18 protein-coding genes are annotated in these 20,818 nt (G+C 65.1%); 11 read left to right on the top strand and 7 right to left on the bottom strand.

Annotated features, from left to right (window positions below; genetic code table 11):
* Positions 1-217: 217 nt before the first annotated feature.
* A complete protein-coding gene (locus AC13FW_RS18150) occupies positions 218-1,732 on the bottom strand; it encodes an acetyl-CoA hydrolase/transferase family protein (RefSeq protein WP_282271362.1) in 1,515 nt (504 codons plus the stop codon).
* Positions 1,733-2,013: 281 nt separating this feature from the next.
* On the opposite strand from AC13FW_RS18150, the gene glnE reads away from it, so the two are divergent.
* Positions 2,014-4,839, top strand: coding sequence for a bifunctional [glutamate--ammonia ligase]-adenylyl-L-tyrosine phosphorylase/[glutamate--ammonia-ligase] adenylyltransferase (gene glnE, locus AC13FW_RS18145; protein WP_482989989.1), 2,826 nt, complete (start codon positions 2,014-2,016; stop codon positions 4,837-4,839).
* A gap of 39 nt (positions 4,840-4,878) precedes the next feature.
* On the opposite strand, the gene AC13FW_RS18140 is transcribed toward glnE, so the two are convergent.
* The 5 genes from AC13FW_RS18140 to AC13FW_RS18120 form a co-directional block, all read right to left on the bottom strand.
* Entirely contained in the window at positions 4,879-5,442 is a 564-nt protein-coding gene (locus tag AC13FW_RS18140; RefSeq protein WP_482989988.1) for a queuosine precursor transporter, read from the bottom strand.
* 498 nt (positions 5,443-5,940) lie between these two features.
* Entirely contained in the window at positions 5,941-6,444 is a 504-nt protein-coding gene (locus AC13FW_RS18135) for a hypothetical protein (protein WP_482989987.1), read from the bottom strand.
* Positions 6,445-6,475: 31 nt separating this feature from the next.
* On the bottom strand, positions 6,476-6,997 hold the full coding sequence (locus AC13FW_RS18130; RefSeq protein ID WP_482989986.1) for a hypothetical protein: 522 nt from the start codon (positions 6,995-6,997) through the stop codon (positions 6,476-6,478).
* On the bottom strand, positions 6,994-7,875 hold the full coding sequence (locus AC13FW_RS18125; RefSeq protein WP_482989985.1) for a DUF2145 domain-containing protein: 882 nt from the start codon (positions 7,873-7,875) through the stop codon (positions 6,994-6,996). Before AC13FW_RS18125 ends, AC13FW_RS18130 begins: the two co-directional genes overlap by 4 nt.
* A gap of 90 nt (positions 7,876-7,965) precedes the next feature.
* Complete coding sequence (locus tag AC13FW_RS18120) at positions 7,966-9,084, bottom strand: serine hydrolase domain-containing protein (protein WP_482989984.1); 1,119 nt, start codon at positions 9,082-9,084, stop codon at positions 7,966-7,968.
* 92 nt (positions 9,085-9,176) lie between these two features.
* On the opposite strand from AC13FW_RS18120, the gene AC13FW_RS18115 reads away from it, so the two are divergent.
* The 6 genes from AC13FW_RS18115 to AC13FW_RS18090 all read left to right on the top strand — a co-directional run bounded on the left by AC13FW_RS18115 (position 9,177) and on the right by AC13FW_RS18090 (position 14,665).
* Positions 9,177-10,073: a DMT family transporter gene (locus tag AC13FW_RS18115; RefSeq protein ID WP_282271380.1), complete on the top strand. Its 897-nt coding sequence runs from the start codon at positions 9,177-9,179 to the stop codon at positions 10,071-10,073.
* A gap of 323 nt (positions 10,074-10,396) precedes the next feature.
* On the top strand, positions 10,397-11,404 hold the full coding sequence (locus tag AC13FW_RS18110) for a methionine ABC transporter ATP-binding protein (protein WP_296251105.1): 1,008 nt from the start codon (positions 10,397-10,399) through the stop codon (positions 11,402-11,404).
* Complete coding sequence (locus AC13FW_RS18105; protein WP_057626852.1) at positions 11,401-12,093, top strand: methionine ABC transporter permease; 693 nt, start codon at positions 11,401-11,403, stop codon at positions 12,091-12,093. The genes AC13FW_RS18110 and AC13FW_RS18105 overlap by 4 nt, the downstream gene beginning before the upstream one ends.
* Positions 12,094-12,175: 82 nt before the next feature.
* Positions 12,176-12,970: a MetQ/NlpA family ABC transporter substrate-binding protein gene (locus AC13FW_RS18100; RefSeq protein WP_296251109.1), complete on the top strand. Its 795-nt coding sequence runs from the start codon at positions 12,176-12,178 to the stop codon at positions 12,968-12,970.
* 302 nt (positions 12,971-13,272) lie between these two features.
* Positions 13,273-13,836: a CcdC protein domain-containing protein gene (locus tag AC13FW_RS18095; RefSeq protein ID WP_482989983.1), complete on the top strand. Its 564-nt coding sequence runs from the start codon at positions 13,273-13,275 to the stop codon at positions 13,834-13,836.
* 67 nt (positions 13,837-13,903) lie between these two features.
* Positions 13,904-14,665 carry a YiiX/YebB-like N1pC/P60 family cysteine hydrolase gene (locus AC13FW_RS18090; RefSeq protein ID WP_481510643.1) on the top strand — a complete coding sequence of 254 codons (762 nt, stop codon included), beginning with the start codon at positions 13,904-13,906 and terminating at the stop codon, positions 14,663-14,665.
* 174 nt (positions 14,666-14,839) lie between these two features.
* On the opposite strand, the gene AC13FW_RS18085 is transcribed toward AC13FW_RS18090, so the two are convergent.
* On the bottom strand, positions 14,840-15,478 hold the full coding sequence (locus AC13FW_RS18085; RefSeq protein WP_296251114.1) for an OmpW/AlkL family protein: 639 nt from the start codon (positions 15,476-15,478) through the stop codon (positions 14,840-14,842).
* A gap of 201 nt (positions 15,479-15,679) precedes the next feature.
* Between AC13FW_RS18085 and AC13FW_RS18080 the strand changes: the two genes are divergently transcribed.
* The 4 genes from AC13FW_RS18080 to lpdA all read left to right on the top strand — a co-directional run bounded on the left by AC13FW_RS18080 (position 15,680) and on the right by lpdA (position 20,621).
* On the top strand, positions 15,680-16,243 hold the full coding sequence (locus AC13FW_RS18080) for a DNA-deoxyinosine glycosylase (protein ID WP_482989982.1): 564 nt from the start codon (positions 15,680-15,682) through the stop codon (positions 16,241-16,243).
* A 180-nt stretch (positions 16,244-16,423) separates the two neighbouring features.
* A complete protein-coding gene (locus AC13FW_RS18075) occupies positions 16,424-17,800 on the top strand; it encodes a dihydrolipoyllysine-residue acetyltransferase (protein WP_482989981.1) in 1,377 nt (458 codons plus the stop codon).
* 5 nt (positions 17,801-17,805) lie between these two features.
* Positions 17,806-18,453: a hypothetical protein gene (locus AC13FW_RS18070; protein WP_482989980.1), complete on the top strand. Its 648-nt coding sequence runs from the start codon at positions 17,806-17,808 to the stop codon at positions 18,451-18,453.
* Positions 18,454-18,470: 17 nt separating this feature from the next.
* Entirely contained in the window at positions 18,471-20,621 is a 2,151-nt protein-coding gene (lpdA, locus tag AC13FW_RS18065; RefSeq protein WP_482989979.1) for a dihydrolipoyl dehydrogenase, read from the top strand.
* The last annotated feature ends 197 nt before the right edge of the window (positions 20,622-20,818 follow it).

The following is a 20,818-nucleotide window of genomic DNA, read 5'->3' as shown; positions in this document are numbered from 1 at the left end:
GAGCCATGCTCGGCAAGGGCCTTCCCGGTAAAGCCTCTGCCGAGCATGGCTCGGCACTACAGATCAGGCCTTCCCGGTAAAGCCTCTGCCGAGCATGGCTCGGCACTACAGATCGGGCCTTCCCGGTAAAGCCTCTGCCGAGCATGGCTCGGCACTACAGATCGGGCCTTCCCGGTAAAGCCCCTGCCGAGCATGGCTCGGCACTACAGGTTTGGCCTCAGGCCTTCATGCTGCCGGTGTCGATGTAGCGCTGGTGCCAGGACAGGGCTTCCGGCAACAGGTGCGGCGTGTGCTTGCCGTAGCTGTCGCGGCAGGCGCGATCGAAGTAGTCGTTGAGCTGGTCGCGGTAGTCCGGATGCGCGCAGTTGTCGATCACCTGACGCGCACGTGCACGCGGCGGCAGGCCGCGCAGATCGGCCAGGCCCTGCTCGGTGACGATGATCGAGACATCGTGCTCGGTGTGGTCCACATGGCTGACCATCGGCACGATTGCCGAGATCGAGCCGCCCTTGGCCATCGACGGGCTCAGGAAGGTGGACAGGAAGCCGTTGCGGGTGAAGTCACCGGAACCACCGATGCCGTTCATGATGCGGCTGCCCATCACGTGGGTGGAATTGACGTTGCCGTACAGGTCGACCTCGATCATGCCGTTCATGCCGATGCAGCCGAGGCGGCGTACCAGTTCCGGATGGTTGGAGATCTCCTGCGTGCGCATGATGATGCGCTCGCGGTAGAACTTGATGTTGCGCTTGAACTCTTCGTTCGCCTCCGGGCTCAACGCGAAGCCGGTGCATGAGGCGTACTCGAGCACGCCGGACTTGAGCAGGTCCAGCATGCCGTCCTGGATCACCTCGGTGAACGAGGTGAGCCCGCGCAGGCCGCTTTCAGCAAGACCCGCCAGCACCGCATTCGGGATATTGCCCACACCCGACTGCAACGGCAGCAGGTTAGCCGGCAGGCGGCCCTTGGCGACTTCGTGCTTGAGGAATTCGATCAGGTAGCCGGCGATCTGGCGGCTGTCTTCATCGATCGGCTTGAACGGGCTGTTGCGGTCCGGCCCATTGGTGCGCACCACGGCCACGATCTTGTCCGGGTCCACGTCCAGCGTGGTCTGGCCGATACGATCGTTGGCGTGGATCAACGGGATCGGCTTGCGGTGCGGCGGCAACGCGGTGCCGTAGTAGATGTCGTGCATGCCCTCGATGTCCGCGGGCTGCCACTCGTTGACCTCGATGATCACCTTCTTGGCCAGGTCCAGCCAGGTCTTGTTGTTGCCGACCGAGGTGGAGGGCACCAGCGAACCGTCTTCGCGGATCGCCGAGACTTCAACGACCGCGGTATCGATTTCACCGTAGAAGCCAAACCACACGTGCTGGGCAACGTGGGAAAGATGGATGTCGATGTAGTCCAGCGTGCCTTCGTTGATGCGCTTGCGCGCATCCGGATCGGTCTGGAACGGCATGCGCATGGCGATGGCGTCGGCCTTGGCCAGCGCGCCATCCAGTTCCGGAGCGGTCGAAGCGCCCGTCATCAGCTTGATCTTGAACGGCTGGCCGGCGGCGTGAACCTCTTCGATGCGCTGCGCCAGCGCCAGCGGTACCGCCTTGGGATAGCCGGAACCGGTGAAGCCACTCATGGCCACGGTTTCGCCGGGCTGGATGAAGGCCGCGGCTTGTTCGGCGGAAACGATGCGGTCGCGCAGGCGCGGGTCCAGGATGCGTTCGACAGACATGACGACTACGGTTTGTTGGGGGGATGCCTGATTATCGCCCTTCGGCGTGAACAGGGGGGTTGGACCTTCGTGGAATGGTCTTTACGGCGCCAGTGCTCTTGTACTCCCCAGTATTGTTTTGCACTGCAGCGTGCAAGTTGTTTGCGCACCCGGCAGGATCGCCCTGCATCCCGACGTGGGGGAGGGAGCAAGGCCCGCTGACAGTTCGCTGTCAGCGGGCTTTTTTATTGCCTGATCGGCGGAGATGGCGACTTCTGCGCCGCAGATGCCAGAATCGCGGAATGAATCAAATCGCCCCTGCAGCACCTGAATCCATTCAGCCAGTAATTGAACGTGCCTTGGCCCGGCTCAAGCTGGCCGCTTCCGATCCGGCGCAATGGCCGCAATCAGAGGCCTTCGAGGCTGGTTTGCGGCAGCTGGCGGTTACCAGCGATTTCGCCATCGATACCTTGTGCCGGCAGCCGGAGCTGCTGCAATTGCTGGCTGCGGCCGATCCAGCGCCGCTGCCGCTGCCCGAGCTGGATCCGCTGCAGCCCACCGCCTGGCCGACCCAGCTGCGGCGCTACCGCGCTGCGGCCTCGACCCGGTTGATCTGGCGCGATCTGCTAGAACTCGATGACGTCGATGCCACCCTGGCGGGCGCTACCCGCCTGGCCGAGGAATGCCTGCAGCTGGGCCTGGAGGCGCTGGAGCAGGAGTTCGCCAGCCGCCATGGCGTGGTTCGCGACGCCGATGGCAGCGCGCAGCGGCTGGTGGTGTTCGGGCTGGGCAAGCTCGGCGGCGGCGAGCTGAACTTCTCCTCCGATATCGATCTGGTCTACGCCTACCCGCATAACGGCGAGTCCGACGGCGCGCGTCCGCTGGCTGCCGAAGAGTATTTCGCGCGGCTCGGCCAGCGGCTGGCGCGGCTGCTGGACGAAACCACCGCCGAAGGCTTCAGTCACCGCGTCGACCTGCGCCTGCGCCCGTTCGGCACCGCAGGTCGGGTTGCCCTGTCGTTCGCCGGCATGGATCAGTACTTCCAGCGCGAAGGCCGTGACTGGGAGCGCTATGCATGGATCAAGGCGCGCGCGGTGGCCGGCGACATCGCCGCTGGCGAGGCCTGGCTGGAGACGCTGCGGCCCTTCGTCTACCGCCGCTACCTCGACTTCACCGCACTCGATGGACTGCGCGAGATGAAGGCGGCGATCACCGCCGAAGTCGCGCGCAAGGACCGGCTGGACGACATCAAACGCGGCCCGGGCGGTATCCGCGAGATCGAATTTCTTGCCCAGGCACTGCAGCTGATCCGTGGCGGCCGCGAGCCGGCGCTGCGCGAGCGACGCCTGCTGCCAGCGCTGCGCGCGCTGGTCGAAGGCGGGCAGATGGCCGCCAGCGATGGCGATGACCTGATCCAGGCCTACCGCTTCCTGCGCCGCGTCGAGAACCGCCTGCAGATGCTGCGCGACGCGCAGACCCATTGCCTGCCAAACGATGCGCTGGATCGCAGCCGTGTCGCCTTCGGCTTGGGCTATGCGGATTGGGATGCCTTGCTTGCGGCGCTGAACGAGCAGCGCGAACGCGTCAGTGTTGAATTCGGTGCATTGCTTGCGCCGCGCCAAGGGCAGGCGGCACCGGATGTGTTGTCCAGCTATTGGCGGGTGTTGCCCGGCGGCGGCAGCGCCGAAGTGCTGGCCGAGGCCGGCTTTGCCGACGCCAATGGCGCCGATCAATCGCTGCGCGAGTTTGCCCAGTCGCTGGGGGTGAAGTCGTTGTCCGACAATGCGCGTGCGCGCCTGGATCGGGTGCTGCCGGCGCTGCTGCATGCGGCTACCCGTTCGCCGCAGCCCGACGCGGCGCTGCGGCGCGTGCTCGGCCTGCTGCAGGCCATCCTGCGCCGCACCAGCTATCTGGCGCTGCTGGACGAGCAGCCCAGCGCCTTGACCCGATTGGTCAACGTGCTGGCACGCAGCGCGTTGTTGTCCGAGCGGCTGGTGGCGTTCCCCCTGCTGCTGGACGAGTTGCTGGATACCCGCGTCGCTGGGCCGATGCCGGAGGCGCAGGAAATGCAGGACGCCTGCGCCGCTGCCTTGCAGATAGATGACCCGGAAGCGGCACTGCGTGCGCTCAATGAAGTGCGGCTCGCGCTGAGTTTCCGCATGGCCTTGGCCTTCCACGATGGCCGCCAGCGTGCGGTGGACTGCACGCAGCAACTGGCGCAGCTGGCCGACGCGGTGGTGGTGACCGTGCTGCAGATGGCGCATGCGGACATGCTGCAGGCGCATGGTGAAGTGCCGGGCGGACGCTTTGCGATCATCGGTTACGGCAGCCTGGGGGGCGTCGAGCTGGGCTTTGGTTCGGACCTGGATCTGGTGTTTCTGTACGACAGCCCGGCTGGCAGTGAAGGCAGCGACGGCCCGCGTCCCTTGGACAGCGGCCGCTGGTTCGCGCGCCTGGCGCAGAAGGTGATGGCCCTGCTCGGCGCCGTGACCGCCGCCGGCCGCCTGTATGACATCGACGTGCGCCTGCGCCCGGACGGCGGCAAGGGTGCGCTGGTGTCCTCGTTGGCCAGCTATACCGAGTACCAGCGCGAGCGCGCCTGGACCTGGGAGCACCAGGCGCTGGTACGCGCGCGCGGTGTGGCCGGTGATGCATCGCTGTTGTCCGACTTCGAACGGGTACGCGCTGACACCCTGGGCCGTGCGCGTGAGCACGAGACCTTGTTCGGCGATGTGCTGAAGATGCGTGCACGCATGCGCGCTGAACTGGACCGCAGCGATGCCGGGCGGCTGGACCTGAAGCAGGGCGCAGGCGGTCTGGTCGACCTGGAGTTCGTGCTGCAGACCGGCGTGCTGTCGCAGGCACAGCACACGCCGTCGCTCTGCGAGCCGAGGGAGACTCCGTTGCTGATCTCCGCGCTGGCCGCTGCAGGCTGGTTGCCGGCTGCGACGGCCGAGGCCCTGCACGAGGCGCACGCCACGCTGCTTGATGCGGGCCTGAGCTGCACCCTGGACCGGCGCCCGCGTATTGCCATCCCGACGCCCGAGATCGAAGCGGCGTGTGCGGCGATCAGTGCCGCAGCAATCGCGCAGGGCCTGCCGTTCGAGCCGGGCAAGCGCGCGGAGTGATGTTGGGAAGCAGCCCGGGTTGGTACCGGGCTGCAGCGATCAGCGCGGAGTGCCGCGCAGCGGCGCCATCTTCCACAGCAGCGCGCGGAACGGTGCCAGCAGGCACACGCCGATGGCCAGCTTCACCGCCAGATCGCCTGCGGCCCAGCTGACCCACGGCAACTGCGAGCCGGCAAACGTGATCGACCAGAAGATCGCCGTATCCACGGTAGCGCTGCAGGTGGTGGCCACCATCGGTGCGCGCCACCAGTTGCCGGCACGCAGCCGGTCGAACACGGTGATGTCCAGCAACTGGGCAACGATGAAGGCCGAGCAGGAGGCCACCGCGATGCGCGGCGTGGCGATCCACACCGACAACATCACCGCCACCGCGAAGCCGGCCCAGGCCACACGGCGCGCCGCCTGCGGGCCGAAGCGGCGATTGATCAGATTGCTGACCAGGAAGGCGATCGGGTAGCTGAAGGCGCCCCAGGTGAGCCAGTCATTGATCGGGTACTGCACCAGCACATTCGAACCCAGCACCACGGCACCCATTGCCAGCACGGCCAGCAGTAGTGAGGTTGGGGTCAGCGGAGCGAAGCGGATGGATGGATGTGAGGACATGAACGGGCACTGGCAGCGCCGCCAGGCACTGCATCGATAGAGGAGGGGAAGGGCCGTGCACGGGAGGGCAGGTCAGTGGGCATTGTAGCGGGTGTGGCCGAGACGGATGTCAAGGCGGCAGGAGTGCACATTGCCAGCAATCAAGAGATCCGAAGCCCCTCTCCCGCGCGGCGGGAGAGGGGTTGGGGTGAGGGTGGCTTTTGCCTGTGCGTTTGGCCGGGCTTGTATAGAGGCTTCAAGAAGCAAAAGCCCAACGCCAACGCCAACGCCAAAAACAAAGCCAAAGCCAAAGCCAAAGCCAAAAAGCCCTCATCCGCCCCCCGCCTTCGCGGGGGCAGGCTCTTCGGGCACCTCGCTTCGCGCCCCGGCCCCGCGTAGCACGCGGTGCGTACGAACAGTCACGAGCCTTTGGCTCGTAAACGCCTGTTCTTAACCCCGCAAGCGGGAGAAGGGTGTAATCAGGCATTTCCACGATCTGAAAGCACCAGCACCACAGCCTCAAAGCTTCCCGCTATGACTCACCGACGCCGCTTCAATCGCCGGCACAAAGGTCAGCACGGCGCCATCTTCCGCACGCACCATCCAACCCGCACCCTGCGGGCTCGGCGTGAACGCAACGGTCTGCCCGAGCACAAAGTTCGACGCAGGGTTGTCCTCGCGCTGCGGCCAATGCAGTGATGCGGTGTTGGCCGCATCCAACGGATCAGCCAGCGCCACGCTGCGGCCGCCATCGGCGTCCTGGGTGATCGCCTCGACCTTCATGTCCGGCAGTGGGCCGGCGCTGGCGCGGCGCGACTGGCGCTCGCCGGCGGCGGTGGAAGACTTGTCAGCAACCGATGCCACCAGCAGCAACGGTGCGGACACCAGCATCGATGCGCCGGCCGAGGTCACCAGCGTGGAGACTTCGGAGCGGTTGAGGTCGGCGCCAGCGTGGGCGGGTGCAATCACCAACATGGCGCTGATGGCTGCGGCGCAGGCCAACTGGAAAAACATGGATTTCATACGGTGTTCCTCGAGTACAGCGAATGGGGAATCAAAGCGTGCGGGTGCGGCTCTCATCCACCGCTTCAATGGTGGGCACGAAGGCCAATGCAGCGCCCTCCAGGTTGCGCAGCATCCAACCGGCGCCCTGCGGGCTCGGCTGGAAGGCAATCTTCGCGCCAACCGTGAAACCGGCTGCCGGGTCATCCTCGCGCTTCGGCCACTGCAGGGTGGCACGGTTTTCCGCATTGGCCGGATCTTCCAGGGTGACGCGACGGCCGCCATCGGCCGCGGTCTCGATCGACTTCACTTCCAGATCCGGCAGCGGTCCGGCGCTGATGCGGCGTTTCTCCTCGCGGCGCTCACGCGACTCCCTGGACATGTCAGCTGCGCCGCGCACACCGGCCGCGGACAGGAAGATCGGACCGGATACCACCATCACCACGCTGGAACCAGTCACCAGCACGGAAGCTTGTGAGCCGTTGATTTCGCCTGCGCAGACTTCACCGGTGGTGAGGCCAAGGCTGACGACAATGGCAAAGGCGAGGGCGCCGCTCTTGATCAGGTGTTTCATGGTGTGGCTTCCTGCTGTGGTGGGGGAGCTTGCGTGTTGCTGCCGGTCACCGCCGGCACGGGTGTTTGATGGGCGACGGCGAGTTCGCGCTGCAGCGCGCCGCTGCGGTGCAGGAAGTCGAACACCGACTCCACCGTCACCACCGAGTAATTGCCGGAAATGCGTTCGCTGGCGGGGTGGTCGGTGACCGCTACGTTGTCGGCAAGGAAGCGCGCGCCCAGCCGTTTGCCGATGCCGATGTGCATGCGTGATGGCGTATAGCCTTTCTGCTTGAGCCAGGCCAAGGCGCTGTCTCGGTCAGCGAGGGGCGCATCGCCTGCGGCCTGCGCCATTGCCGCTGCGGCGACTTCCAGTATCCATTGGTTGGAGTTCTGGTACTCGCTGCTGCCGGGATAGGCCAGCATGCTGTAGCGCGGCTCATGCAGCGCACGTGCCCGTGGCGCGGTACCGGCGAGCAATGTCTTCAGTGCGGCGCGGACTTCCGGCGTGGGAATGCCAACCCGCAGGTCGGTGGTGATCGAGCTTTCGCCGACCAGGTTGACCAGACCTTCGCGGTACAGGTCCGAGCTGTCGCTCTTGCAGCGGTTGAGCAGGTGCACCACGTCCCAACTGCCGCTGTCGTTGCGGACCAGGAAGGCCAGATGGCTGTGGCGCAGCCCGTACTTGCTCAGGTCCTGACCGCCGCGCGCGGCAATGGCTACATCCACGTCGGGCATTGCATCGAGCGTATCGGCGGTGACCGCGGCCATGTCGAACATGGCGGCAATCGTGGTCGGCGGCGGGTAACGCGGACTGCAGGCCGGTTGCGCGAATGCCGGGGCGGCGAGGGTGGCCAGGCTCAGTGAGACTGCCAGCAATAGTGTGGTGCGGGGGTTCATCGGCGCGCATCCTTGCATGGTGCTTGGGAAATATTCGTTAGGAACCTGCGCAGGCGCGCGCTTGCTGGCCGCCTTTGCCAGGTTTTTCGTTCAAGGCTGCTTCCATTGCGCATGCAGCAGGCCGGAAACCGCGAAACAGGCCGGCGCATCCTTGTTGGACAGCACGATCACCGTCTCGCCGGTTGCCGGGTAATGGCGCACGTCGGTGCAGACACCGTCCGTGCTGCCACCATGGCCCCAGCGGAAGTCGCGGGCCGGCACGTCCTTGCCGTAGCCGGTGGCAAAAAAGCCCAGTCCCATGAACTCGCGCTGGGTCTGGGTGGCTTGTTCAAACAGTGCTGCTGGCAGCAGCTTGCCGGCATTCAGGGCCTGCACGAAGCGGAACATGTCACGCGCGCTGCCCACTTCGCCGCCGGCGGGCAAGCCGCGCCTGGGTTGGGTGGCGCAGTTGCGCACGCGCTTGCCATCCACCTCCACGTAGGCCCGTGCCAGATCGGCGGCGGGGTCGTCGCAGGCCACGAAGTCGGTATCCTGCATGCCGGCCGGTTGCAGCACGTGCTGGCGGATGTAGCTCTCGAAGTCCTGCCCGGAGAGGACTTCCAGCATCCGCCCCAATACCAGGTAGCCAAAGTTGCCGTATTTCTGCGCGCTGCCAGGCGCGAACTCCGGTGCACGCCCGGCATGCAGCGCGACCATGTCCTCCAGGCTGTGCAGGCGCGCGCGATCAGCACTGTGTTCGGCGCCAAACAATTCATCGATATCCCCCGCACCGGCGCTATGTGTCAGCAGCTGGCGCACGCTGACCTCATTGGCGAACTGGCGGTTGGGGTAGTCCTTGAGCACCTCACCGACCTTGCTGTCCAGGCTGAGGCGACCGGCGGCGATCTGCTGCAGGATCGCCACGCTGGTGAACATCTTGCCGGCCGAGGCCAGGTTGAAGCGGTCACTCACCTGCAGCGGTGTTTCCTGCTGCTCATCGCGCGCGCCGTAGGCTTTCTCGAATACCACGTCATCGTCGCTGGCGATCAACACCGTCCCCGAGAACTGCCCGGCGGCCTGCAGCCCCAGTGCAAAGCCATCCAGCTGTGCCAGCGCTTCAGCGCTGGGCGGCTGCGCGGCAGTGGCAATCCAGGGCGACGCAGCGAGCAGCAACGGGGCAAAACGCAGCAGGGCAGGCGTGGCAGCTGGATGCTTCAGTGGTTTGCGCATGGTCGGGCCCTGGCTGGGAATGGCCAGAACATACCATCGCCCATTACTGCCGGCAGTCGGCAAGCCGGGCCTTGGCAGCGGATAATGGGGCCATGTCGCCTACCAAATCCCCCGTGCGTGCCATCGTCTGGATGCTGGCCGCCGTCGCTTTCTTCTCCTGCATGGACGCTGGCATGAAGATGCTGTCCAGCAGTTATCCGACCTTGCAGGTCACCATGCTGCGTGGTGCCGCCTCGTTGCCGTTCGTCCTTGTATGGGTGCTTGCCACCGCCGGTCCGCGCTCGATCATCCCGGTGCGTTGGGGCCTGCATCTGCTGCGTGGCGTGCTCGGCATGGTGATGATCGGTTGCTTCGTCTATGCGCTGCGGACCTTGTCGCTGTCGACCGCCTACACGATCTACTTCGTCGCGCCCTTGCTGGTGGCTGCACTGTCGGTGCCCTTGCTGGGTGAGCATGTGGGGCCGCGCCGTTGGGTCGCCATCGGCATCGGCCTGATCGGCGTGCTGGTGGTGCTGCGGCCGGGCGTGGATGGTTTCATCTCGTTCCCGGGCCTGATGGTGCTGCTGGCGGCGACCGCCTATGCGATTGCTGCAGTGACGGTCAGCCTGTTGACGCGTACGGATACGCCGCAATCGATGGTGGTCTGGTTTCTGTTGATCATGGCGATCGGCGCCGGTTTGCTGGCTTGGCCGCAGTGGCAGCCGCTGCAGTGGAAGCACGCCGCGCTGATTGCCGGCATGGGCCTGGCGGGGGCGCTGGGCCAGATCGCGCTGACCCGCGCGTTCCAGCTGGGGCAGGCCTCGATGATCGCACCGCTGGAATACACCGGCCTGGTCTGGGTGATCGGCTGGGACGTGCTGCTCTGGCAGAAGCTGCCTGACCGTTGGACCTGGATCGGCGCGGGCATCATCGTCGCCAGTGGCCTGTACCTGCTGCACCGTGAACGGGTGCAGCGGGCGCAGCGGCCAGATCAGATTGATCATCCCTGAAAGCCAACCCCTCCCCAGTCCTCCCCTTGGCTTCGCCAAAGGGAGAGGGCGGTAGTGCCGAGCCATGCTCGGCAGGGGCTTTACCAGCAGACTCAAGCGGCGTCAGCCGCGAATCTGGCGATGCAGGATGAACAGCCATTACCGCGATCTGGTGGTTTATCTGCTTCGCGGCTCACGCCGCTCCCACAAACAGCACTACCATAGCCCCGATCGGTTTCACTTAGAACCAAAAGGAATAAGATTCCGGTTTGCGGCACGCGCGCCGATGGCCCGGCGCTGCTAGGCTGCACGCCCCCTTCTCATGCCCACCGGTTGCCCTGGCAGTGATCGAGTTCCAGCACCTGCAGAAAGCTTATGCCGTCGACGGCCGCGCGATCACCGCGCTGCATCCGCTCGACCTGAAGATCCAGGCCGGCGAAGTGTTCGGCATCATTGGCCACTCCGGTGCCGGTAAATCGACCCTGATCCGCCTGATCAACCGCTTGGAAGAACCCAGTGGCGGGCGGGTGCTGATCGATGGCCAGGACGCGACCGCGCTGGACGCGGACGGTCTGCGCACGCTGCGCCGGCGCATCGGCATGATCTTCCAGCACTTCAACCTGCTGTCGGCACGTACCGTGGCCGCCAACGTGGCCTTTCCGCTGGAACTGGCCGGCACGCCCAAGGCCGAGATCGACGCGCGCGTGGCCGAGCTGCTGCGCATGGTCGGGCTGGAAGAGCATGCGGCCAAATACCCTTCGCAGCTGTCCGGCGGGCAGAAGCAGCGTGTCGGCATTGCCCGCGCGCTGGCCACCCGCCCGCAGATCCTGCTGTGCGACGAGGCCACCAGCGCGCTGGACCCGCAGACCACCGCCTCGGTGCTGGCGCTGCTGGGCAAGATCAACCGCGAGCTTGGCCTGACCATCGTGCTGATCACCCACGAAATGGATGTGATCCGCCGCGTCTGTGACCGTGTTGCGGTCCTCGATGCCGGCCACATGGTGGAGATGGGCCCGGTTTCCGAGGTGTTCCTGCATCCCAGGCACACGACCACCCGCCGTTTCGTGTCCGAGTCCGAACATGTGGACGAAGGCGAGCAGCTGCGTGATTTCGCTGCCGTCGGTGGCCGCATCGTGCGCCTGACCTTCCTTGGCGAGGGCACTTACGAACCCCTGTTGGGGCGCATCGCCCGTGATACCGGGGTGGACTACAACATCCTTACCGGCCGCATCGACCGCATCAAGGACACGCCCTACGGCCAGCTGACCGTAGCCTTGGTTGGCGGTGACCAGAATGCCGCGCAGGCGGCCTTCGTCGCCGCCGGTGTGCATGTCGAGGAGCTGCGCCGATGATCATTGCAACTGCCGCCGAAGGCTTCTTCCGCCATCTGGACGCGGGCAAGTGGGCCGATATCGGCCAGGCCACCATCGACACCTTGCTGATGCTGGCCGGCTCGTTGCCGCTGACGTTGGCGATTGGTTTGCCGCTGGGCGTGCTGCTGTTCCTGACCGGCTCGCCGCAGCTGCACCGCAAGCCGGTGGTTTACGGCATCACCGCCTTGTTGGTGAACCTGCTGCGCTCGGTGCCCTTCATCATCCTGATGATCGTGCTGATTCCAGTGACCTTGGGCCTGATGGGCACATCGTTGGGCGTGCGTGGCGCCATCCTGCCGTTGGTCGTTGGTGCTGCGCCGTTCTACGCGCGTCTGGTTGAAACGGCGCTGCGTGAAGTCGACCGTGGCGTGATCGAAGCCAGCCAGGCGATGGGCGCGACCACCAGACAGCTGGTCTTCAAGGTGCTGCTGCCGGAAGCGCGGCCGGGCCTGATTGCCGGCGCCACCGTCACCACCATCGCCTTGATCGGTTTCACCGCGATGGGCGGTGCGATCGGCTCCGGCGGTCTGGGCGACCTGGCCTTCCGTGACGGCTACCAGCGTTCGCACACCGACGTGGCCCTGGTTACCGTAGTCTTGCTGCTGGTGCTGGTGCAGCTGCTGCAGATGCTCGGCGACCGTCTGGTTACGCATTACAGCCGCAAGTAATGGAATGACCGCAGGCCGGCACGCAGCGTGCCGGCCTGTTAGCGTATGTCCACACCATCCTTCCCCACGGGATCTGTTACCGATGAAAAAGCTGTTCACCTTTCCCCTGATTGCCGCCGTGCTGGCCCTGTCGGCCTGCGGCAAGCCTGCCGCCGATGAGTCCAAGCTGGTGGTCGCTGCCACCGCCGTGCCGCACGCCGAGATACTGGAAGTGGTCAAGCCGCTGCTGGAAAAAGAAGGCGTCAAGCTCGACGTGCGTGTGTTCAACGATTACGTGCAGCCCAACGACCAGCTGGTGCAGAAGCAGGTGGACGCCAATTACTTCCAGACCGAGCCTTACCTCAAGGCCTACAACCTGGACCGCAAGACGGATCTGGTCACCGTCACCGGCGTGCACATCGAACCGTTCGGTGCCTATTCGCGTCGTTTCAAGTCGCTGGCCGAACTGCCCAACGGTGCCGACGTGGTGATCCCGAATGACCCCAGCAACAACAGCCGCGCGCTGATCCTGCTGGACACTGCGGGCGTCATCAAGCTCAAGGACCCGAGCAACGCGCTGTCCACCCAGCGTGACATCACCGAGAACCCGAAGCAGCTCAAGTTCCGCGAGCTGGACTCGGCGATGCTGCCGCGCGTGCTCGATCAGGTCGACCTGGCCCTGATCAACACCAACTACGCGCTGGACGCCGGCCTGAATCCGACCAAGGACGCACTGGCGATCGAGAGCAGCGATTCGCCGTACGTGAACTTCCTGGTCGCGCGCCCGGACAACAAGGACGACGCCCGCGTGCAGAAGCTGGCCAAGGCCCTGACCAGCCCGGAAGTGAAGGCCTTCATCGAGCAGAAGTACAAGGGCGCGGTACTGCCGGCGTTCTGAGCCGCACTGCTGGGTCGGGTTCGCACTGTAGTCCCGAGCCATGCTCGGCAGGCAGAGCCAATGTAGTGCCGAGCCATGCTCGGCAGGGGCTCTCCCGATAACCCATGTAGGAGCGGCGTAAGCCGCGAAGCTGATATCGCCACCGGAGCTCGCGACATTGCGATCCGAAAGTGCGCTTGCTTCGCGGCTTACGCCGCTCCTACAGGTTTGGGACCTTGGTAAAGCCTCTGCCGAGCATGGCTCGGCACTACCGGTATCTGGCATGGCGTAATCTCTGGGCCAATATCCCCGGATCAATCCCCATGCCTGTGCTTCTCGCTGTGCCGCTGGCGATACTGGTGTTCGTCGCGATCATGTTGCTGCTGATGCCGCTGTCACTGTGGCAGCGCGTTCGCAGTGGTGGCGCGCGCCGACAGGCGCGGCTCTGGCTGATCACCTTCAATTTCTGGGCGACATTGGTATCCACCGGTCTGTTCGCGGTGTTCGTCGGCATCGCCGGGTTCTGGTGGGCTGGTGCCTGGTCCTACGCGGCACTTGGTTGGCTGGCCGGTCTGTTGGTCGGCGTGCTCGGCCACTACCTGACCCGCTTCGAGCCCGATCCGGAGGCGCTGCATTACAAGCCCAATACCTGGCTGGTGCTGGCGTTGACCGGGATGATCGTCGTGCGTGTGGTCGCCGGCGTGGTACAGGGCTGGCAGGCGTCGGTGAACGGCGTACCGTGGCCGGCCTCGGGCTGGCTCAGCCATGCCGGCTTGCTGGCGATGGCGGCGCTGCTGCTCGGTTATGCAGGCATGTACGCCTGGCTGCTGCGGCGCCGGGTTCGTCACCATCAACGCTATCGGCAGTTTGATCGTAGTCCGCGCTGAGCCTGTATCCGATGGCAGGCGGAGGCTGTCCCGGCTAGTCTGATGCAAGCAGATACGGAGACGCTTGATGGGTGTGCTGCAGTTCTTCGGGCGCCGCTTGGCGCATTTCCTGGCGCAGCCACGCGCCAACCAGATGCGGCCGTCGACCAGCGACCCCGCAATGCTGCTACGCACGCTGCGCCGTGGCGATGTGCTGCTGGTGGAGGGCAATAGCCGCTTCTCCACCGCCATCAAGTACCTGAGCCAATCCACCTGGTCGCATGCGGCGCTGTATATCGGCGAGGAACCGCTGCTCGAAGGCGGCAAAGCGCAGCCGATGCTGATCGACGTCGATGTGGAGCAGGGTGTGCGCCGCATTCCGTTGACCGAATTCGCCAACCAGCACACCCGTATCTGCCGTCCGCAAGGCCTGTCACCGGCAGTGGTGGATCAACTGGTCGGCTTCATGCGCGCACGCCTGGGCTATAGCTATGACCTGAAGAATGTCTTCGATCTGGCGCGATTCCTGATCCGGCAGCCGCCGGTACCGGGGCATATGCGCCGTCGCCTGATTGCATTGGGCAGTGGCGAGCCAACCAAGGCGATCTGTTCAACCCTGCTGGCGCAGGCCTTCGAATCGATCCGCTACCCGATCCTGCCGGAGATCGAGACGGTGCTGGCGCAGGTGGGCGGCGCCGAGCAGTCGCAGGAGATCCTGCACATCCGCAACTACAGCCTGTACACGCCGCGCGACTTCGATGTGTCGCCGTTCTTCGACGTGGTCAAGCCGCGGCTGCAGCACAACTTCGACTACCTGGCGCTGCAATGGAGTGATGACGGCAGCCCATGATCACTCCCTCCCTTGCCCCGAAGGGGCCGGGGAGGGCCGGGGAGGGGGAGCTCCTGCTTCTGCCTTGGTATTGATCAGCGACGTTCCACAAAAAAACACGGGCCGCGAACGGCCCGTGTTTCATTTGCAAGCACTGCAGTGCATCTACAACGGTGTTGCCAGGAACGTTGTCGCTTAGAAGCGTGCACCCAGGCCGAAGCCAACGGTCCACGGATCCAGCTTCAGCTCGCCGGCGTTCTGGCCGGCGACGCGCAGGTCAGGACGAGCGTGCATGTAGCGCGCATCGGCGCGGGCAAACCAGGTCGAGTTGATGTTCATGTCAACGCCGACGGTGCCGATCGCGCCCTTGGCGGTATCCACACCAACGTGGTTGCCGGTGCTGCTCAGGCCGTCGATCTTCTCGTTGCTGAAGTTCGACTCGTAGTAACCCAGGCCGACGAACGGACGGAACACGTTGTCCGCCTGGCCGAAGTGGTACTGCGCGCTCAGTGCAAGCGGCTGCTGCTCGACGCTGCCGACCTTGGCGCCACCGTCGGTGCGCACGCGGTGATCGAACTTGTCAGCGGCGCCCCACAGCTCAACGGCGAAGTTGTCGTTGAAGTAGTAGCTGGCGCTGATCGTCGGTGCCGGGCCGCCATCGACCTTGCCAACGCCGCCGATCGGATCGTTCTTCGGCTGCAGCAGGCTGATGCCACCAACCACGGCAAAATGCTTGCCGGATGCGGTGTCGCCATTGCCATCCTGTGCGAAGGCGGTGGAAGACAGCGCAAGTGCGCCGAGGGTGGCAAGGCTGAGAATTTTGATGGAACGCATGAGTAACTCCTCGTGTTGCGATCGGGACTACGTTGTTATCAAGGCCCTCGTTGCGGGGCGAGGTCACCCTAACGATGGCAAGATGAATCGCTCTAAACGCGGGGATTTTTCAGTGCCTTTGCGTTCAGCGAAAAATCGGGGAGATCCCATGCGCACGATGTTTCGCAGAAAAATTCCGTTCACGATCTTGTGGAGCATGTGATGAGTGCTGATGTATTGCAGGGTTTGCCCGCGCAGGTGAGCGCATCGTGTCGTGTATTGGTGCTGGGCTCGATGCCGGGCGCGGTATCGCTGCACGAAGCACGTTATTACGCGCATCCGCGCAATCGCTTCTGGCCGGTGATGGCGGCGCTGTGCGGCTTCGACGCGCAGCTTGCGTATGCACAACGATTGCACTGCCTGCAGCAGGCCGGTGTCGGCTTGTGGGATGTGATCGGGCAGTGCCAGCGCGCCGGCAGCCTGGATACAGCCATCGTCCGTGGCAGCGAAGTGCCCAATCGCATTGCGGAGCTGTTGGCCGACCTGCCGCAGCTGCGGGCAATCGCCTGTAATGGCGCTGCGGCACACACTGCGTTCCAGCGATGGATCGCACCGGCTTTGCCGCCTTTGGCGGCCGCGCTACCGGTGCTGGCCCTGCCATCGACCAGTCCAGCCAATGCGGCGTGGTCGCTGCAGCGCCTGACTGGGCAGTGGCAGGCGCTGCAACCGTGGTTGAATGCGCCGAATGCGGTGGTATCGCCTGCAACCAACGGTTTGGCCGGCTAGGACAGGCAAGACAGCCGACACGTCGCAAAGCAGGGCATTGAGCCGAAATTCCGGCCGTCACGGCGCGCGTGGCGTGCCCTTGTCCGGGGACATACGCAGGCGAATTCGCTTGTAGCGGTTGGCGCTGCGGCCCGCTAACGCCACAATAGGGGATTCCCTCATTTGTTGCTGGAGTAGTTCATGGCCGAAATCAAGGAAGCACTTGTCCCCGATATCGGTGACTACAGCGACATTCCGGTGATCGAAGTGCTGGTCGCGGTTGGCGATACGGTCAAGAAGGACCAGGGCCTGGTCACGCTGGAATCGGACAAGGCGACGATGGAAGTGCCGTCGGCCTACGCCGGTGTGGTCAAGGAACTGAAGGTCAAGGTTGGCGACGGCCTGTCCGAGGGCAAGGTCGTGGCCCTGATCGAAGTCAGCGAAGAGGCCGCCAAGCCTGCCGCCGCTGCCGCTCCGGCAGCCCCGGCCAAGGTCGAAGCCGCTGTCGAGACCGGCACGAAGGTCGAGCCGGTGGCGGTTGCCCCGGTCGCCGACAAGCTGGCCCAGCGCGAAATCGCCCAGGAAGACGTGGTCACCACCAGCAAGCCGGCCACCCCGCCGGTGCAGTTCAACGCCGAAGGCGTGCTGCCGGCCAATGTGCCGTATGCCAGCCCGGCCGTGCGCGTGTTCGCCCGTGAACTGGGCGTGGACCTGCAGCAGGTCAAGGGTACGGAGAAGGGCGGCCGCATCACCAAGGGCGACGTGCAGAAGTTCGTCAAGGGCGCGCTGTCCGGCGGCGTTGCTGCCAGCGCCGGTGCTCCGGCTGCTGCCGGCGGCGGCCTGAACCTGCTGCCGTGGCCGAAGGTCGACTTCAGCAAGTTCGGCGAGACCGAAGTGGTGCAGCTGTCGCGCATCAAGAAGATCTCCGGCGCCAACCTGGCCCGCAACTGGGCGATGATCCCGCACGTCACCCAGTTCGAGCAGGCTGACATCACCGACCTGGAAGGCCTGCGCGTGGCCCTGAACAAGGAAAACGAGAAGGCCGGCATCAAGCTGACCATGCTCGCCTTCCTGATCAAGGCCAGCGCCGCCGCGCTCAAGCAGTTCCCCGAGTTCAACGCCTCGCTGGACGCCAGCGGCGAGAACCTGACCCTGAAGAAGTACTTCAACATCGGCTTTGCCGCCGATACGCCGAACGGCCTGGTCGTGCCGGTGATCCGTGACGTCGACAAGAAGGGCGTGGTGCAGATCGCCCAGGAAACCGGCGAACTGGCCAAGAAGGCGCGTGACGGCAAGCTCGGCCCGGCCGACATGAGCGGCGGCTGCTTCTCGATCAGCTCGCTGGGTGGCATTGGCGGCACCGCCTTCACCCCGATCGTGAATGCGCCGGAAGTGGCCATCCTCGGCGTCTCCAAGTCGTCCATCCAGCCGGTCTGGAACGGCAAGGAATTCGCCCCGAAGCTGATGCTGCCGCTGTCGCTGAGCTACGACCACCGCGTCATCGACGGCGCCCTGGCGGCCCGTTTCACCACCTACCTGTCGCAGGTGCTGGCCGACATGCGGCGCGTGCTGCTGTGATGCCAGTGGCGCCGCGACGCGCCCTGCTGACGCTGGTGCTGGCTGCCCTGACGGGCCCGGCACTGGCCGCCAGCCAGTGCCTGCCGGTGGTCGGTGAGGGTTGGCCGCCGGCGGTAGGCAACTACGGCCAGGCGGCGACCAGTCTGCTGGGTGGCCAGGCCGAAGACGGCCTGTCCCTGCTGGTGCTGCCAGCACGTGGGGTGGAATCACAGGTGCTGCTGCGCCGCGATGCCGCCAACGGGCAGTGGATGGTGCTGTCCGGCTCGGCCGACAAGCGCATCTACAGCTGGAACACCACCGGCGGTCGCGGTGGCGTCAACCTGCAGCTGGACCAGGAGCCCGAGTTCGCCCAGGCGCCGTTGCCCGATGCACTGGCGCAGCGTCTGGTCGAGGTCTGGGGCAGGGCCCTGGCGTCGTCCGAAGTGGCGGCGCGGGCGCCGGTCACCGATGGCGAGGTGCTGTCCTTCACCGTCAACGGCGAGCGTTACAGCGGTCAGCGGCCGGCGTGCGGCCAGCTTGAAGCGCTGCAGGAACAGGCGGCGCTGCTGATCGAGCTGGCCCATAGCAAAGACAAAAAATACGAGAAGCGTTACGCCAACATCGAACGCGCGCTCGACAAGATGCATGACCGGTTCGTCGGCGAAGCCGGCTGAGCCCACAGGAGAAAACAATGGCGACGATTGAAATCAAGGTTCCGGACATTGGTGACTACAACGACGTGCCGGTGATCGAGATTCTGGTGGCCGTGGGCGACACGGTGAAGAAAGACCAGGGTCTGGTCACGCTGGAGTCGGACAAGGCCACGCTGGAAGTGCCGTCCTCGGCTGCGGGTGTGGTCAAGGAAATCAAGGTCAAGCTCGACGACAAGCTGTCCGAGGGCGATGTGGTGGTGATCCTGGAAGCTGAAGGCGAGGGCGCTGCCCCGGTCGCAGCTCCGGCACCTGCCGCCGCACCTGCGCCGGCTGCGCAGCCCGCTGCTGCAGCCGCTCCGGCTGCCGTCAGCGCGCCGGTTGCCGCTGCTGCGCCAGCCGCATCCGGCCCGGTCGAGGTCAAGGTGCCGGACATCGGTGACTACCAGAACGTGCCGGTGATCGAGATCCTGGTCGCCGTCGGCGACACGGTGAAGAAGGACCAGGGCCTGGTCACGCTGGAATCGGACAAGGCCACGCTGGAAGTGCCTTCGTCGGCCGATGGCGTGGTCAAGGAAATCAAGGTCAAGCTGGACGACAAGCTGTCGGTCGGCGACGTGGTGGTGGTGCTGGAAGGCTCTGCCGGCGCCGCACCTGCTGCCGCCAAGGCGGCCCCGGGCAGCAAGCCGCCGGTGACCCCGTCGCACCGCGCGCCGGACCCGGCGGTCGCCGCCAAGGCACTGCCGTCCAGCGGCCGCACCGCCGACATCGAGTGCCGCATCGTGGTGCTGGGCGCAGGCCCGGGCGGCTATACCGCTGCCTTCCGTGCTGCCGACCTGGGCATGGATACCGTGTTGATCGAGCGTTACGCCAGCCTTGGCGGCGTCTGCCTCAACGTCGGCTGCATCCCGTCCAAGGCGCTGCTGCACGCCGCTGAGATCATCGACCACGCCGCGCATGCCGACGAACTGGGCATCGAATACGGCGCGCCGAAGATCAGCCTGGACAAGCTGCGCGGCTACAAGGAAAAGGTCGTCGGTCAGCTGACCAAGGGCCTGGCTGGCATGGCCAAGCAGCGCAAGATCCGCACCGTGCATGGCCTGGCCAAGTTCATCTCGGCCAATGAGCTGGAAATCGTTGGCGACGACGGCAAGACCCAGCTGCTGCGCTTCGAGCAGTGCATCATCGCCGCCGGTTCGCAGGCGGTGAAGCTGCCGAACTTCCCGTGGGAAGACAAGCGCGTGATGGACTCCACCGACGCACTGGAACTGGCTGAAGTGCCGGGTTCGCTGCTGGTTGTGGGTGGCGGCATCATCGGTCTGGAAATGGCCACCGTGTACAGCGCCCTGGGTTCCAAGGTGACCGTGGTCGAGTTCATGGACCAGCTGATGCCGGGCGCCGACAAGGACCTGGTCAAGCCACTGGCTGATCGTTTGAAGAAGCAGGGCATCGAGGTCCATCTGAAGACCAAGGCGTCCGGCGTCAGCGCCGATGCCAAGGGCATCACCGTGACCTTCGACGCCGCCACCGAAGGCGAGAAGCCGGCGATGGAAAGCGGCACGTTTGATCGCGTGCTGGTTGCCGTCGGCCGCTCGGCCAACGGCAAGAAGATCGATGCCGACAAGGCTGGCGTCGAAGTCACCGATCGTGGCTTCATTCCGGTTGACCGGCAGATGCGCACCAATGTGCCGCACATCTTCGCCATCGGCGACATCGTCGGTAACCCGATGCTGGCGCACAAGGCCACGCACGAAGGCAAGCTGGCGGCTGAAGTTGCCTTCGGCGAGAAGAAGGAGTGGGTGGCACGGGTGATTCCGTCGGTGGCCTACACCAACCCGGAGATCGCCTGGGTCGGCGTCACCGAGACCGAGGCCAAGGCCAAGGGCTTGAAGGTGGGCGTGGCCAAGTTCCCGTGGGCGGCCAGCGGTCGCGCAATTGGCATTGGTCGCACCGAAGGCTTCACCAAGCTGATCTTCGACGAGGAAACCCACCGCGTGATCGGTGGTGCCATCGTCGGCGTGCATGCCGGTGAATTGCTGGCCGAGATTGGCCTGGCTATCGAAATGGGTGCGGAGGCCGAAGACATCGGCCACACCATCCACGCACACCCGACCCTGAGCGAGTCGGTGGCGATGGCCTCGGAGATCTACGACGGCACCATCACCGATCTGTACATCCCGAAGAAGAAGTAATCGCAGATTGAAAAGGGCCGCGTAGCGGCCCTTTTCATTTGTGCGCGATGTATAGAGCGCAGCGACGCTTCATTTGTAGAGCCGAGCCATGCTCGGCTGGGGCGTTGCCGGTGGTGCTTCATTTGTAGTGCCGAGCCATGCTCGGCAGAAGCGTTCCCGGTATAGCCTCTGCCGAGCATGGCTCGGCACTACAGGTG

The organism is Stenotrophomonas sp. 21LCFQ19 (assembly GCF_056861425.1).
Note: the sequence above shows the minus strand (reverse complement) of the source record. Positions and strands in the feature narration are given on the sequence as shown.

Coding starts and splice junctions, on each gene's coding strand:
- AC13FW_RS18150 (WP_282271362.1), bottom strand. CDS start 1,732: ATGTCTGTCGAACGCATCCTGGACCCGCGCCTGCGCGACCGCATCGTT.
- glnE (WP_482989989.1), top strand. CDS start 2,014: ATGAATCAAATCGCCCCTGCAGCACCTGAATCCATTCAGCCAGTAATT.
- AC13FW_RS18140 (WP_482989988.1), bottom strand. CDS start 5,442: ATGTCCTCACATCCATCCATCCGCTTCGCTCCGCTGACCCCAACCTCA.
- AC13FW_RS18135 (WP_482989987.1), bottom strand. CDS start 6,444: ATGAAATCCATGTTTTTCCAGTTGGCCTGCGCCGCAGCCATCAGCGCC.
- AC13FW_RS18130 (WP_482989986.1), bottom strand. CDS start 6,997: ATGAAACACCTGATCAAGAGCGGCGCCCTCGCCTTTGCCATTGTCGTC.
- AC13FW_RS18125 (WP_482989985.1), bottom strand. CDS start 7,875: ATGAACCCCCGCACCACACTATTGCTGGCAGTCTCACTGAGCCTGGCC.
- AC13FW_RS18120 (WP_482989984.1), bottom strand. CDS start 9,084: ATGCGCAAACCACTGAAGCATCCAGCTGCCACGCCTGCCCTGCTGCGT.
- AC13FW_RS18115 (WP_282271380.1), top strand. CDS start 9,177: ATGTCGCCTACCAAATCCCCCGTGCGTGCCATCGTCTGGATGCTGGCC.
- AC13FW_RS18105 (WP_057626852.1), top strand. CDS start 11,401: ATGATCATTGCAACTGCCGCCGAAGGCTTCTTCCGCCATCTGGACGCG.
- AC13FW_RS18100 (WP_296251109.1), top strand. CDS start 12,176: ATGAAAAAGCTGTTCACCTTTCCCCTGATTGCCGCCGTGCTGGCCCTG.
- AC13FW_RS18095 (WP_482989983.1), top strand. CDS start 13,273: ATGCCTGTGCTTCTCGCTGTGCCGCTGGCGATACTGGTGTTCGTCGCG.
- AC13FW_RS18090 (WP_481510643.1), top strand. CDS start 13,904: ATGGGTGTGCTGCAGTTCTTCGGGCGCCGCTTGGCGCATTTCCTGGCG.
- AC13FW_RS18085 (WP_296251114.1), bottom strand. CDS start 15,478: ATGCGTTCCATCAAAATTCTCAGCCTTGCCACCCTCGGCGCACTTGCG.
- AC13FW_RS18080 (WP_482989982.1), top strand. CDS start 15,680: ATGAGTGCTGATGTATTGCAGGGTTTGCCCGCGCAGGTGAGCGCATCG.
- AC13FW_RS18075 (WP_482989981.1), top strand. CDS start 16,424: ATGGCCGAAATCAAGGAAGCACTTGTCCCCGATATCGGTGACTACAGC.
- lpdA (WP_482989979.1), top strand. CDS start 18,471: ATGGCGACGATTGAAATCAAGGTTCCGGACATTGGTGACTACAACGAC.